This window comes from Bacillus xiapuensis, assembly GCF_002797355.1.
Lineage (GTDB): Bacteria > Bacillota > Bacilli > Bacillales > Domibacillaceae > Bacillus_CE > Bacillus_CE xiapuensis.
Genome location: NZ_KZ454940.1, coordinates 343,982 through 359,127 on the forward strand (window position 1 = coordinate 343,982; position 15,146 = coordinate 359,127).

10 protein-coding genes and 1 pseudogene are annotated in these 15,146 nt (G+C 45.5%); 6 read left to right on the forward strand and 5 right to left on the reverse strand.

The genetic code is table 11. From position 1 onward, the window contains the following. The first annotated feature begins 15 nt into the window (after positions 1-15). Entirely contained in the window at positions 16-198 is a 183-nt protein-coding gene (locus CEF20_RS13330; protein ID WP_100332410.1) for a hypothetical protein, read from the forward strand. 896 nt (positions 199-1,094) lie between these two features. Here the strand turns inward: CEF20_RS13330 and CEF20_RS13335 are convergent. Then, entirely contained in the window at positions 1,095-6,659 is a 5,565-nt protein-coding gene (locus tag CEF20_RS13335) for an S-layer homology domain-containing protein (protein ID WP_100332411.1), read from the reverse strand. A gap of 275 nt (positions 6,660-6,934) precedes the next feature. Here CEF20_RS13335 and CEF20_RS16690 point away from each other — a divergent pair, with 275 nt between their 5' ends. Together CEF20_RS16690 and CEF20_RS13340 are read left to right on the forward strand one after the other, a co-directional pair. Further along, positions 6,935-7,093 carry a hypothetical protein gene (locus tag CEF20_RS16690; protein WP_157796285.1) on the forward strand — a complete coding sequence of 53 codons (159 nt, stop codon included), beginning with the start codon at positions 6,935-6,937 and terminating at the stop codon, positions 7,091-7,093. 195 nt (positions 7,094-7,288) lie between these two features. Next, the gene (locus tag CEF20_RS13340) at positions 7,289-7,579 is read left to right on the forward strand and encodes a late competence development ComFB family protein (RefSeq protein WP_100332412.1); all 291 of its coding nucleotides are present in this window, start codon (positions 7,289-7,291) and stop codon (positions 7,577-7,579) included. Between the two features lie 40 nt (positions 7,580-7,619). On the opposite strand, the gene CEF20_RS13345 is transcribed toward CEF20_RS13340, so the two are convergent. The 4 genes and pseudogenes from CEF20_RS13345 to CEF20_RS13355 form a co-directional block, all read right to left on the reverse strand. After that, positions 7,620-8,990, reverse strand: coding sequence for an aspartate kinase (locus tag CEF20_RS13345; RefSeq protein WP_100332413.1), 1,371 nt, complete (start codon positions 8,988-8,990; stop codon positions 7,620-7,622). Positions 8,991-9,188: 198 nt separating this feature from the next. Beyond that, the gene (locus CEF20_RS17540) at positions 9,189-10,136 is read right to left on the reverse strand and encodes a methyl-accepting chemotaxis protein (RefSeq protein WP_408607826.1); all 948 of its coding nucleotides are present in this window, start codon (positions 10,134-10,136) and stop codon (positions 9,189-9,191) included. Beyond that, positions 10,131-11,144, reverse strand: a pseudogene (locus CEF20_RS17545) (HAMP domain-containing protein); the annotation flags it as partial. The gene CEF20_RS17540 and the pseudogene CEF20_RS17545, both read right to left, overlap by 6 nt. A gap of 450 nt (positions 11,145-11,594) precedes the next feature. After that, complete coding sequence (locus CEF20_RS13355) at positions 11,595-12,578, reverse strand: S-layer homology domain-containing protein (protein ID WP_100332415.1); 984 nt, start codon at positions 12,576-12,578, stop codon at positions 11,595-11,597. 347 nt (positions 12,579-12,925) lie between these two features. Between CEF20_RS13355 and CEF20_RS13360 the strand changes: the two genes are divergently transcribed. Genes CEF20_RS13360 through CEF20_RS13370 form a run of 3 tightly spaced genes read left to right on the forward strand, consistent with a single transcriptional unit; the run spans position 12,926 to position 14,961 of the window. Then, a complete protein-coding gene (locus tag CEF20_RS13360) occupies positions 12,926-13,654 on the forward strand; it encodes a hypothetical protein (RefSeq protein WP_100332416.1) in 729 nt (242 codons plus the stop codon). 15 nt (positions 13,655-13,669) lie between these two features. Next, the gene (locus tag CEF20_RS13365; protein WP_100332417.1) at positions 13,670-14,062 is read left to right on the forward strand and encodes a GntR family transcriptional regulator; all 393 of its coding nucleotides are present in this window, start codon (positions 13,670-13,672) and stop codon (positions 14,060-14,062) included. Continuing rightward, the gene (locus tag CEF20_RS13370) at positions 14,059-14,961 is read left to right on the forward strand and encodes an ATP-binding cassette domain-containing protein (protein WP_100332418.1); all 903 of its coding nucleotides are present in this window, start codon (positions 14,059-14,061) and stop codon (positions 14,959-14,961) included. The genes CEF20_RS13365 and CEF20_RS13370 overlap by 4 nt, the downstream gene beginning before the upstream one ends. Positions 14,962-15,146: the final 185 nt, after the last annotated feature.

Sequence of the window (15,146 nt, forward strand, 5' to 3'; positions counted from 1 at the left end):
AGGAGGAATCAAAAAATGAAATTGTTTTTTCAATCGAGACGAAAAAAATTGCGGGGCCAAAATGCACACAACCACTCATCTCTGAAAGAATTAACTGTTGATGAAATGAAGCTCATTCAAGGGGCATCAAATGATAAGAACGAAAGCCTATACCGCTCCTATACCTTAGCTACAGAACATAAGCGAATGTTGCCGTGAGTAAAAAAGCCTGGACTCCCAGGCTTTTTGATTTTACTTTAATTTAGATAATTTCATTTTATTTTCTACTGTTGATTACTTTTTCATAGGCAACTTTACTTGCCAAATTGCTTTTATCGTATAAATGGGGCATGAAATGACGTGCAGGTGCCTGTCCCATTTTTAATGATAGGTTTCTGGAAAAAATGGACCTAACAGGAGCGGACATGTGATATAAACCTCACTAAAGGATGATAGGAGTAGATCCGAGCAATCGCTTTTTGAGCTAACGAAGCAGTATAAAATAGGGAAGGCAGATGATGGATAACCAATACTTTGTAGGCTGGGGGCACTGGCGTTGATAACTTATACATATGGCGTTTCATTCTTCACCTCTAGCGTTCTCACAGTTCCAGCTTGTAAATGAGACATATATGTGAAATCCTTCTTTCTTTTATATTTAGTAACCAATTTCCCCGAATTGCTTCTAATTATAACAGGAATCCGCAATCTCTGCGGCAATTTGCCGTTTATTCTGCCGCCATTTCGGGAAAAACAACAATAGCAGAATATAAAGGTGGGAAAGAGATGAAAGGTCCAAGCAAACTCAAATCGCTTTTTAAGCTGGCCGTGAAATACGGCCCTGTGATCTACCCGATCATCAAAAAATTTCTTTCAAAACGCAAAAAAACTGCCTAACTCCACACCTCCCAGTCTTCGTGCTGGGAGGTGCTGTTCGTTAGAAAGCGGACTGGGATCTTCTTTCCTTCCCCGCTGCATCGCGCAGCCCCGAACAAATCGGACATGCAGGGGACGAAAAGCCTATTGCACGCAGGATAAACGCTTCTTTCAGCTTTGCCGAAATGGTTCAATATAAATAAGCGAGGGAGCAGGAACTCCCTCGCTGGCTTAAGCTGTCATTCTTCTGTCAGCTTGTTTAACATGCGATACAGCATAACGGCTGTTTCAGCTCTTGTTGTTTCGTGTTTCGGATCGAATTTTCCGCTTTTGCGCCCTTGGATGATGCCGAGCTTGGCCGCTTGTTTCACTGCTTTCTTGGCGTAGCTGTTGATGCGGCGCTCGTCTTTGAAAGCTGAGTCGAGCGGCAGGGAATCCAGCATTCCCGGCTTTTGATGATGGATGGCGCGGACGATCATCGCCGCCATTTGCTCGCGTGTAATGTTGGCGTCGGGATCAAAGCGTTCCCCTTCTTTCCCAAGGACGATGCCGGCGCGGTATGCTGCTTCAATCTGCGCAGCGGCCCAATCCTTTTTCGCAGGCACGTCCTTAAAGATGCCTTCATATTCTTTCGTCGGGATTTGCATCGCTCTTACTAGCAGAACGGCAAACTCTGCCCGGGTCAGCTTTTGTTCCGGCGCGAATAATTCCTCTGTTTTCCCGCTTGTCACTAATTTAGAAGCAAGCGAATGAATTTCAGCTTGAGCCCAGTGGCTTTTCGTGTCCTTAAACTGCTTATTGTTCGACAGCACGGTGAAAGCCGATAGGTGTCTCGCCGGGATGATCCAATGCTCACCTTGCAAATAGCCGCCAGCGTACTCCCATTTCTTCTGCCGTTCATTGTAATAAGCGCCTGTTGTTTGTTCCGCTTGAATTGGGCCATTCACCTTCAGCTTCAATTGCACGGGCTCCGGAAGGGTCAGCTCCTTCTGATTGTCCGCTGAAATAGCTAGGTCGACAACAGCTGAACGGAATTGGGCGGCAGCATTTCCTGAATCATCCGCTTTCTTCTGCGCTGCTTCTATCTTCACCGCATCTTCCGCTTGCGACTCCAAATAAGCAAGATGGGCAGCGGTTAATGTGAATTCCACTCCTCCGGATAGACGCACATTCAGCGGCTGCTTGCTTGCGGCTGCTTTTGCCAGCAGTGCTTTTGGCAGCTTAAACTGCAGGCGCTCCGCTTCCTCCTTCGTCATATCCATCGTCCATTGCTTCGGACCGCGCTCAATATTCTCTTCTTTAATCTCGATGACTTTCCCCGAATCGTTCGGCAGCGATGGTTCGGCAGGCTTCGTCGTGCCGCCTCCATGATGATCACTGCTGTTGCCGCTTGATACTTTGTCCTTCGTTACGAAAGTCCAAACATCCGAGCGGGTCTCCCCTTGATGCTTATCCTTGACGGTGACGTACCAGCCGTGTTCTTTATTGCTTTTAAGATCGTTCCAAGTCACTTCAGGCGTTTGCTGATCTTTCACACCCTTTTGCTCGCCAATTTTTTCATCCGTGTAGACATTGGCTTCAAATCGATCAGTTGCGACGACCTTTTCCTTCGGCGTTAAGTCTGTTTCAATCACAAACTCGTCCTTGCCCGGATATTCCTTCGCATCGTAATAATTATATTGATCCAGATACGGAGAGTAGGTCTTCATATAGATCTTGTTCTCCACCGGGTTCACTTGCATAATGCGCAAGAAGCCTTGACCGCCTTCCGGACCGCCTTGGTAATCAGCCAGCATTTGATATACTTTTCTGTCTGGCTTGCCGTCCTTGTTGTCATCTATTTCATCCACTAATGTTTCACTGTCATGATAATGGCCGGATAAAACAGCAATGATGTTTTTATTAGGCAGGACGACTTGATTGTATACTTTATCGCCAATCGGACTGCGGTTTCCGGACACAAGCAAGTACTCGTGAAAGTTTAAAATCGCTTTTCTTTCCGGATATTTAGCGAGCACCTCATTGATCCAGGCAATGTCCTCATCATTGACTCCCCAGCCCATATACAGCATGATAAAATCATTGCCGTTCGCGCTGATGAGATCATAGTGCCCGCGGTTGTTTTTATAGGATTCTCCATAATAGTCCTTGTCTTGAAAGCGGTCTGCTCCGAAGTATTTCCCATATTGGTTATAATCGCCTGTTTTATGGCCGACATCATGGTTGCCCGCCAAGACGCCGTACGGGATATTTCCCTTATCCAAGTAGCCCATATATTCATCGGCGTGCTTCCATTGATAATCCTGATCCGCCTCATCAACAAGATCACCGGTATGGAATAAATATTTAATCTTCAAAGCCTCTTTCTGCTCTACCGCCCACTTGGTCATGCGCTTAAAAATATGCGGATAGCTTTCAGCGTAATATTGCGTATCGGACATCCAAATAAAGGAATAATCAAATTGCGTGGTGGATGCCAATTCGTCCTGCACCATCACTTGCACTTTTTGATCCTTCGCATAGTCGGCGCCTTTGACAGAACCGCGCAGTGTAAAGTTCTTGTCGTCTTCCGCCACCTTCCATTCGGTCAGTTCCCATTTATCAGCTTTATAGTTCCACACATACATGGAGACTTTGCGTCCAATGAGTGACTTTCCTTCCCAATTAAGCTCTATTTCGTCGTTCTCGTCCACTTCCTCATCCACAGTCACTTCAAAGCGGTGATAAGGGAACTTGTCCTTTGATTTCGTCGTGACATACTGCTGATCAGCCTTTGCTAGCTTATCAGTGTCTATCACCTTCGTTTCGCCAGCCGGTTTCAGTTCTTTTGGAGGCTCACGATCGGCGTTGTTTTGGAAAATCGCAATATGCTGCTCTTCATTGGCTTTGTATTGGTAGCCTTTCATAAAGGCCACATCCAGATCATCCTTTGTCGGATCAGATACCTTGACTTTCAGCTTCGCAGAGGCGGATACATTGGTCGCTCCATCCTTCGGCGTGATCGCTGTCGGCTGATGCGGCTTTTCTTCCGGAACGGTGAATGTCACAGTTTCGGATGATTCATTTCCGACCTGGTCAACGGCTGTCACCTTGAGCTTATGCTCCCCTGGGGCCAGCTGGGCAGACGATGTATCCAGCGGCAAAGTAATTTCCTTGCCGTCCAGCTCAGCTGTTACTTGATCAACGCCGGATAAAGGATCTTCTGCTTCCGCATTGATTGTGAAAGGACCTTGATAATTCTCTCCATCCTTCAGTGAAGGCGTAATGACCGGACCGCTGTTGTCCACTATTACATCCGCGGCAGCTTTGTCCGAACCGTTGACTGCTTCAATGGTGTGCTCTCCTTCTTTCACTTTCGTTGTGTCCCATTGATAGGCTTTCGCTGTAAATTTGTCATCCGGGACTTCAAAGGAGAAATCAATCACCGGGGTGGCGGATGAACCATCTCCTACCGCCAGCTCTTGTTCGGGATTTTTGAATTTCGGATCGTAAATAACGGTTCCATCTTTTAGAACAAGGCGGACATTCTTAACGTAAAAGTCATCTCTGTTCTCTTCTGACTCTTGATCGAAAGGAGATACTTTCGTTCCTGAACGGATGGAAATAACGGCGTCTTTGCCTTTTTCAAAATACTTCGGATCGACGGGAACTGTTTTCGTCTTATATGTGTCGATCGTATCATCAAAAATATGCAGGGTTTCATCGCCGATGGTGACGCCGTTTTTAAAATAAAGATTGACCTTTTTCACATCAAAGGCGAAATAGGCGGGCTCCGCCAATGCTGGAAACGTCTCTTCTGTTACATCTTTTCCATCAATCAGCAGTTTGGTTTGATTATAATTTTGCGAGTGAGCTGCCTTTATTAAAGCGGTCTTATTCAATAACGATTGGTCTTCCACATTCATCTTCAGACCTGCTTGCTGCTCATCCTGTAAAATCTTCAGCGTTTTAGGCTCCGTTTTGATTTCATTTTTGCCGTCTGACACAACAAGAAAATACTCAATCGACTGCTTGCCGATCAGGCTCGGCGAATAAATCGTATGATGGTATAATTGATCATCAAAGTTTTCTGTCAAATCAACGGGATGATAATCCGCTTCCAAATCGCTTTTGTAGAATAACCGAGCCGTTTTGACCGACTGATTATCTTGAATATCAAAGGTCAGCTTCATGTCGTTCATCTCAGATACAGGATTGGCCTCTGTTAAATCCTGAAAAACAGGCTTTTCTGAGTCGTTCGGCACGTTGACTTTTTGCGAAGGCACCTGAATGCTGGAAACCGCTCCCGGTGTAGCGTCCGCAGTAGCGCTGCTATATTTCTTCATCACGGTGTCACCGGGTGATTGCGGAAATGAATAATGGATTCCTTTATTCGCCGCCGTATCATCCTTCGCTCCTTCATCGTTGTAATAGCCTACCGAAATATCTTTTCCTGTATTGGTGGCAATCGCCACACCCCGTGCTCCGCCGTTCGCCATGCCCCCGGAATAGACTTTGACAATTTGTTTGTTCTCTGTTAAATCCACGCCGTAATGCTTGTTAAAATCTTCTACCGTTTTATCTTGATTGCCGGCATTGATGATCCAGAAAACCATCGTTTCGCCTGAAGCAAGTGTGAGATTCTCTTGATCGGGACTCCATATTAAATCCCCTTGGGGTCCCTCTGACGGATAGCGGTAGCGAATCTTATAATCCTTCAGATTGACGGTTTCATTCGTGTTATTGTACACTTCGATAAATTCATAGCCGTCTAATTTCCCGATGTTTGTCGAATCAGGCACCAGCTCCGTCATCAAGAGCGCCGGCACTTTCTGGGCATCATAGGATTGCTCCTCTACGGCCGCTTGATATTCTTCTGTTTTAACCGTATTGCTGCCGTCATATGCCAGAATTTGATAAATGAATTCTTGGCCTATGAGATCGTCTTTCGGAATCGTTGCATGATATGTATGCGGGTCACTGTCAGAAGCCGTCAATTCGATTTCTTTTGCCGAACTGCCGGGGCTGAAGCGGTAGAGGGCTTTGACGTTTTTGACAGCTGTTTCATCCGTCACCTTAGCCGTTAGCCGGATATCCTTCCCTGCTTGAATGGCTTTGACAGGCGTGTGTTCAATAACCGGCGCTTTCGTGTCTTCTACTTGGCGCACCGGCTTGCTCGGCACTTGTTCGGGGGTGAGCTTTCCCGGTGTGGCCGCCTGATTGGAATGAATGATTTCCATACTCTTCTGATCGGCGCTCACTTTATACTGAATCCCCTTATCCTCCTGGACGTTTCCTTTGTCATAACCGGCTTGGGAAATTTCATTTTGATATGTATCAGCGATCACAAGCGTGCGCGAAGAATCGTTGGCCATGCCATCTGATTCCACTGTTGTCACTTGATCGGCGCTCAAATTCGTCTGAAAGTGCTTATTGAAGTCTTCCAGTGTCATTTCTGTATTGGCGCCATTCTTCACCCAGACTACCATGGTTCCTTGAGCGGGAATCGTTTTGTCTTCGGTAAATGCCCATTCCGCATCCGGCCGATTCTCCCCTTCCGGATAACGGTAAAGCAATGTGTAATCCTTCAGTGATACCGGCTGATCACTATTGTTATAGATTTCAATAAACTCATAACCGTCTTTACTGTTCACATTAGCAGAGTTGGGAACAAGCTCGGTAATGAGCAGAGCCGGGTTTTTCTGCGGATCCAAAGCAGAAGCATCTTTAACGCCGCTCGCTTCTTCAGCTAATGCAGCCGGAGCGAACGGTGAAACGGAGAGACAGGTAGCTAAAGCAATAGAATAAAAGGCTTTCTTCTTCATAATTTCCTCCTACTATTTTGAAAATCCCTATTATTCTATAAAATTTCTATATTGACACTGTGAATATAGAGTTAAGTAATTGTAAAGGTTTACTTCCTTTACCCAATAAAAGGAATAAACGCATGCGCGCGCCCTTTATTATCAGAAAAATTATGTTATAATGAAATAGAATATTTTTTCTCATCTGTTACATACAACAAAAGCAATTTTTGTTTTTCGGACGGCTATTGAGTATATGGACCTGTACCAATTTTTAAGGACGGAGATGAAGAAAGATGAATGCAAAGAAATTAATGACTTACGGGCTGATACTCGCTGTTGTACTGCCCAAGCTTAAAGAACGCTTAGACAAGCAGCAGCTGCGCAAATCCTACCAAAATTCTCATCGCTTGCGCATGAATCATAACAGTATTTTGGACAAGCTCCCTAAATAAATCTTCACAGAAAGAAAGTGCCCAATCATCCAGCATTGGGCACTTTTTATTTGATGCGGCAGCGAAGAGGAAAAAGCTAAACAATAGGAACTTTTTTCCGATATAACTATTAATCGAAAATCAATCGAACCATCCCGCTTATTATTCGGAAAACGATTGGGGCTGTCCCCCGGGAGGTTTTTATGGAGGGTTTATATGGCTGTAAAAAATGTTATGGAAGATATTGTGAAAGAAGTGATTGAGGAGCATTTGGACCACTTGCATCTGTCCTGCAGATGTGAACGCTGCTTAGATGATGTATTGGCGCTTTCATTGAACCATCTTCCGGCGAAGTATGTCGTAAATGACAGCAGAAGCCCCTACATTAAAGCAATGTATATGGTGCACACCCAGGAGCATGCCAACATTTTAACCACCATCACCCGCGCCAGTGCCAAAGTCTCGCAAAATATGCACTGTCAAAATCAAACCGATGCAGAACAATGATGTGCTCTTGCACCGGTTTTTCTGTCTCTTGCAAAAGGAATTAAGCTTCGACCACTGCGGAGGAACTGAAAAATTCCTTATAAAGCTCTTTTAATACTTTTTCGGTGTCTTCTTCATGAATCCCAAAGACTAAGCTGACTTCGGAGGAGCCTTGGTTAATCATTTCGATATTGGCGCCCACGCGCGAGATAGCTGCCGTAGCTCTCGCTGATAATCCCAGTGTATTATGCATACCTTCCCCCACAAGTACAACCATCGCAAAGTGATGCTCAATATGTACATCATCCACTAATAATTCTTTGCGGCATCTGGAAATAATCCGTGCTTCTTTCTCAGGAGTGAGCTGATGGCTGCGCACGATCACCGATAAATCGTCAATGCCGGACGGAGTGTGTTCGAAAGAAATATGCTCATCCTCTAAAATTTGCAGCAGGCGGCGGCCAAAGCCAAGCTCTCGGTTCATTAAGTACTTTCTGACATAAATGGTCGAAAAGCCTCCATCCGCCGCAATGCCGCTCACCGGGCTATTGGAATATTCACGCTCCGCCACGATCAGCGTTCCTTCTGCTGACGGGTTATTGGTATTTTTAATGCATACAGGCACAGAATGCCGGAATGCTGGCATGAGGGCTTCATCGTGGAAGACAGAGAATCCAGCGTATGATAGCTCGCGCATTTCCCGATAGGTCATCCGTTTAATTTCGGCGGGGCGATCCACTACCTTTGGATTGGCCGCATAAACGGAATCCACATCCGTGAAGTTCTCATATAACTCCGCTTCCACAGCCGCCGCAAGAATGGACCCGGTAATATCTGATCCCCCGCGAGCAAACGTCATCATCACCCCATCTGGCGTATAGCCGAAAAATCCGGGAAACACGACAATGCCTTTTTTTCCGCGCAGATGGCTTAAATTTTCATAAGCCTCCGGCAAGGCACGGGCGCGGCCAGGCTCATCACTCACCACCAATCCGGCTTCCTTTGGATTGACATACTCCGCCTCCAAGCCGACGCTTGAAAAATAGGCCGCGATCAATTTAGCATTGTTGTCCTCCCCGCTTGCTTTTAATTGATCGACAAACAAGTCGCGGTTCTCGCGGCTGTGGGTGAGACGGTCACGAAGATCGCTTTCGATCACTTGCACAATTTGATGATCCAGCCCGAGCCCGGCAGCGATTTCTGCATAACGGTTTACGACTGCTGCAAGCTCCCTATCGACTTTCTCTTGCGCCAGAGCAGCCTCGGCCAGGCAAATGAGTAAATCTGTCACTTTCACATCATCGTCCGAACGTTTTCCCGGCGCGGAAACGACCACGATTTTTCGTGAAGCATCCTGCTTAATGATCGCGGCAACTTTTTTGATCTGCTCAGCGCTTGCTACTGATGTTCCCCCAAACTTACATACCTTCATTACACTTTCACTCCTTGCTCACTGGTTACCTTCTACGGTGAAATGATTTATTTGAAAAATTATACCACTCTTAGCATAAAAAAAGAAGAAATAATCTGATATTTCCTGTCCGTTAAAACCTTCATTTTCGCCTATTAGCTGCCAATTAAAAAGAAGCTGACCACTATAGGGTCAGCTTCCTAATCACTTATTTTACTTTTACACTTTAAAACGGAGAATAGACTGATGAAGTTCGCCTGCCAGATGATTCAGCTGCTCTACCGCCTTTGTGTTATCCTTTGTCGATTGCAGCTGCTCTTCAGACAATTGCACCACATCTTCTGTCGCTTGCGCGGATTTTCTGGCGATATCCGCCATCTCTTCTACAGAAGCGGTCACTTCTTCGGAGCTTGCAGACATCTCTTCTGCTGTAGCAGATACCTCTTGAATTTGGGATGTGACCGCTTCAATCGACTGCAGAATCTCCTCGAATGCCTGCGCTGCATCCGCTGTGAGCTGAATGCCATCCTCCACTTCACTTTCATTCTTTTCAATGATAGCTGCCGAATAAGCGGTCGCCTTTTGAATGGCCTTAATTAAAAGCGCCACTTGACCAGCCGACTCCTTCGACTCCTCCGCCAGCTTGCGGACTTCATCAGCGACCACAGCAAATCCTTTGCCGTGCTCTCCGGCCCTTGCGGCTTCAATCGCTGCATTTAAGGCCAATAAATTGGTCTGTTCGGAAATTTGCGTAATAACAGAGATAATTTGTCCAATTTCATCAGAATGAACGTTTAATTTCTTAATTTCCGTAACGCCTTCATGAACCGATGCCTTAATCGTATTCATCTGCTGAAGGACATTTTCAAGCTTCTCACGGCCATTCTGGGCTTCTCTCGTCGTTTGCACCGAGGCCTCAGACACTTCTGCCGAGCTTTCCGCCACTCGCTGAACCCCGGAGGATATTTCCTCCATCGCCCGTGCGGTTTCTTCAGCACTCTCCATCTGTCTTTGAGAGCCATCGGCAATATGGGCAATTTTTTCAGCTGTAGCGCTCATTGATTGCTCCGTTTGCCGGGAGTGAGCGGACATTTGTTCACTGGCTGACGCTAGATGATCCGAGCTATCGCCAATATGGCCCACAATCGACTTTAATGAATCGACCATGGCGTTAAAGGTTTGGGCGACCTCCCCTAGCTCATCTTTGGATGTAATATCCACATTTTTCGTCAAGTCGCCAGCACTCACTTCCTTCGTTGCTTTCACCAGCTTTCTTAGCGGCTTCGTAATGCTTGCGATTAGAAAATAAGTGAAGACTCCGCCGATAAGCACTGCCAGAATGATAACCAATAAGGTGATATTAAAGATCGGCTGAGCTTTTTCTTCTATTTCGGCAAGCGAATAAGCGCCTGCTACTTTCCAGCCCGTTGCTTCATTGCTATCAAATATAAAGCCTTTCTCTGCGCCGTTTTCTTGGGCTGTAAACGCTCCCTTTGCCTGATTGCCTAATTTGCCTGCGATGCCTTCATTTAATGAATAGCCATCATCGCCCCACTGAGGGTGGAATAACACTTCATTCTCTTCGTTCGTAACGAATAAATAGCCCTTCTTCCCGATTTTACTATTTAAGATTTGCTCCTTGATATGCTCGACATTATAATCAAAGGCAACAACTCCGCTGCCGTCCGCGAGCTGGTGCGCTACGGTTACGACCGTCGCATTTGTGATAGCATCTTTATAAGGAGCCGTGATAATCGGCTTTCCCTGATGCTTGACTGCTTCTTGATACCAAGGGCGCTCCTTGGCCACAAAGCCGCCAGGCACTTTATTAGCGGGCTCATTTTTGTATACCCCGTTTTCATAGCCGATAAAGACCGCTTTAATGTTCGGGTTCGTCTTTTTGAACTTGGCCAGATGCGCCCGCAGCTGGGCAGCGTTCTTCTCCGTTGCCATAGACTGATTCATTAATTCGCTTAGAAAAGATGCCTTTTCCTTCTCCTGCAAGAAGGATTGATTCACTAAACGGTTCGCCAATTGCACTTGAGACTTCGCTTGTTCATTAAACTCTTGTTCAATTTGCTTTTTGGCTGATATATAAGAAAAAGCACCTATACTGATACACGGAACTAGTAAAATGATAATAGCGAATATGATTAATTTCTTCCTAATACTCATATGCGACCCCTCCTACTTTAGTATGTATAGCCGCTAAATTTTACCGCAAACGCTTCACTCTTTCAAGCATTTATAGAATAGTCAAACTATTCGGATAGTTTCCGCTGCATGGTTTCGTTTAATTTACGCCTCTGGAGGGAAAGACTAACTAAAAAGGAGGACTCCATATGAAAAATAAAACACTCTTAACGACCGTGGCCCTCGGCGCTGCCTATCTGCTGCGAAACCAGAAATCACGCGACAAGCTGATGAACCAATTGAAAGCCATGAGAAAATAACAGATTTCCCTAAAAAACAGCCGGCAGGCCATCCCGATATTCCCCGGGTGTGCCCGCCGGCTGTTTGATTGGTTTTTCTTGGTTCAATAAGCGATTAAGCGAATAAAATGGCAGCCTTTAAAAAATAAAACACTGGAAAAGCCCGCCTAATGCGGACTTTTCCAGTGTTTATTTACTTTGTTGCTTGCGTTGCAGGCAGGCCATCTGTATAGGTAAACGAAGAATCCACATTGGCACTTGAAGAGGTTTTCACCGCTGTAAAATCAAAGGAAGCTTTTGTTTCAGTTTCTTGATCATCAATGATCACCGTTCCTTTTTTACCGGCTAATGATAGATTCGTATGGTCGATGATGAGCGTTTTACGGTCTGCTAAAAGAGAATAAGAAGCCGGTTCAAATTCTGCTTCACTTCCGTTACTGTATTGAACGCGGAAATACAGGTAAGCCAGTACATCATCTGCTGTGTATTCCTCCGGCACTGCTTCAGTCAAGTGAATTTTCGTCTGGGCAGCAGAAGTTACCTGCGCCTTGGAAACGGATGGGAAATAAGAATTTTCTAGCACAAAGAGATAGGTTCCATATAACAAATTGGCAAATTCGCCGCGAGTAATATGAAGGTTTGTGCCGTATGATGTGCTGGTCTTGCCTGATGTAATGCCTGCTCCATACAGCGATTCAATATAAGGCTTAAATACGCCACCAGCATCCGTAAATGGTGTTTTCTCCGCATATTCTTCCAGCTCAAATGCTGTCGCAAGAAATTTAGCCATCGCGCCGCGGCTCAGTGTTAACCCCGGCTTAAACTCGGTTTTTGTCACACCAGAAATCACCCCAATTTCAGCAAGGGCATTAACAGATCCTCTTATACGGGCATTTAAATCTTTAAATCCGGCATCTGGTGCGTTCTCTGTATCAAGCATGAGCATATTAGCTAAAATAACAGCCGCATCGCCGCGTGTTAACGTTTGGCTTGTACCAAATTTTTCGGACGAAATCCCCCGCACTATTTCGTTTTCATATAAAAAACTAACCGCTTCATCGTATCGTTTCCCAACGTCTGTAAACGGATGGCCAGACTCCGCACTCACTGGTGTGGCTAAACTAGAAACAGCTACTGTAGCCGCCGCCGTAGCGGTGAATAAAGAATACTTGTTCAAAAGTCTATCTCCTCTTCTTCAATTTATTAAAAAAGATTCTATCACCTTCCAAATGGTTCGTAAATAATAAATGGTTGGCAGTAATGGGTTTATTTTCATTAATTTTTCAGAGTAGAGAAGTTTTTTCTTCCCGATGTTGAGTGAATCAATTGTGTAAGACTTGTTCCGGAAGATCTGACTTCTGAGCTGCTTGTCCTGCTTTTTCCCCTCTTCACAGTGTATAGCTTATTTCTCTTTTCAGATCCCCTAAATGCGGGGGATTATAGGCAAGACCATTGCATTTTTTTGATCCATTATATAATATATGTATATAAACATATATACAGTAAACCTAAGGAGGCTATGAAATGATGAATGCCGGCTGGCGCGAGGCTTGGTGGTTAAGCCGAATGGAGCTCAAGAAGATGACCAATTTGTTTTCCTCTGTTTTCATTCTGCTTATGTACATCATCCTACTCATTGTATTAACCCCTGTTTCCGATCAGGTTGGTGCAAATATTCTATATGATGGTTTCTTCATCGGAGCCATTGCGATGCTGCCGATTTCCTGCCGCAAGAAAGAGTACCAAGTCACCCGTATCTCAGGAGATTTCTGGGGGGTAAGCTATTTTAACTTTTTGCTGCAACAGCCCATTCCAGAAGAAGTGCTCGTGAAAAGCCGCTTTCTTTCCAACTCGGTACTGTACCTTTTGACAAATGGACTTTTAATAGGGGGATTGCTTGTTTGGCAGACCGATCCCAATACTTCTTTATCGCTAAGCGAATCCTTAAGCTTTTTCCTCTTTTGGCTGCTGATCGGTTTGCTCATCGGCTCTGCTATTCCGACATCAGAAGTAGGCGACCTTCTTCCCCGCAATAAATTGATTGCAGTCTCTGTTTTATCTTATGGGAGTTTCTTCGCAGCAGCAGCCTTATATTATTTTTTGGCCAATCAGGGGATCGTAGAAGGCTCCATTGCTCTTTTGAAAAGCGCTCCTGCTGTGACGGTTGCGGTCACAGCGATCGCAACCGTCATCAGCTATCGGCTAGCCTATTGGTATGCCATAAAAAAAATCCGTACGAATGATTACTTTTAAAGGGGAGATGCTCTTATGACATTGCCGATTCAGATCTCCCAGAATAGCAGAGAACCGATTTATCATCAAATCGAAACTCAAGTGAAAGCGCTGATATCTGGAGGACAGCTGCCGGCGGGAACGGCACTTCCTTCCATCAGGACACTTGCAAAAGAATTAGGATGCAGCGTGATTACGACGAGAAGAGCTTATCAGGACTTAGAGCAAAAGGGATTTATTCAAACAATTCAAGGGAGAGGAACATTCGTGGCAGAAGTCGCTTTATCAGTAAAAAAAGAGATCAAAGAAAAAACGGTATACGAAGCCATGGAGCGCGCTATTGAAGTCGGGCTTCAGCACGATTATTCCTTATCAGAGATTGCTCAGCTATTCAGCGAACGACTGAACGAAAGGAGGAGAAAAGAGTGAGTATCATAAGGATGGAGCAAGTAAGCAAACAAGTGGGAGAACTCAGTATTGGACCGATGAACGTAGACATTCCAGCCGGCAGCACAGTCGCCGTGATTGGCGACAATGGATCAGGAAAAAGCACGCTGCTGAAAATGATCCTCGGGCTGATCAAAGCTGATTCAGGCTCTATTCAGCTTTTTGGAAAAGAAAGACAGCTCGGCGATCACAGCTGGAGAGAACGAATCGCTTATCAGCCTCAAGTCATGACTGGCTGCGGCCGATTAACTGGGGAGGAAATCTTGGCCTTAACCGCTCATTTTTCTCCAGCTTTTGATCACCAGCGCTTCAACCGTTCAATGCAGGCACTCCAGATTTCTTTAAATCGTCGTTTGGACAGTCTTTCTCCCGGCTCCCAGAAAAAATGGATGCTGGCCTTGACAATGGCACAGCGGAAAGATTTGCTGCTGCTTGATGAGCCCGCTGCTTCAATTGACTTATTGGCTCAAAAATTCATCATTGACGAACTCGTCGATCTCATGGAAGAAGACGCCGAACGCACCATCCTATTCACAAGCCACCAGCTGCATGATATTCACAAACTGGCGGATTATTTGCTGTTCATTCGCCAAGGCGCCTTGCTTGGCCTGTTTGAAAAAGATGATCTTGCCTCAAAGTTTGTCCGCTATTGGCTTGATCGCCCTCTTGACTGCAGGCTGCCCGGCGTCATTCGAACCAGCCAAGACCGACGCGAAGTGATTTCTTACCATGCCCATGCCTTCGAACAAGAACTGAACCTAACCGATAGCCGCGTCATTCGCAAAATAAACATCGGATTAGAAGAAGTCATTCCTGGCATCCTCTCAGGCGAGCTGGATCTGTCCGGCTGTCATGACCAGCAGGATGCCGTCACAGTGTAGCATTGACTTCCCCCCCTTCCCGAATATGGAGAGAAAAGCAATCCGTTTTTCTCTCCATATTTTTTTGAAATTTTTTGAATTAACCAGTTACACAGCGAGTATATAAATCTTTGTAGAGAACAAAAACTGTTTTTCCTCTCTCCATTTTGACAAATAGCGGATTCGCTTATCCGCAGGATTTTCTC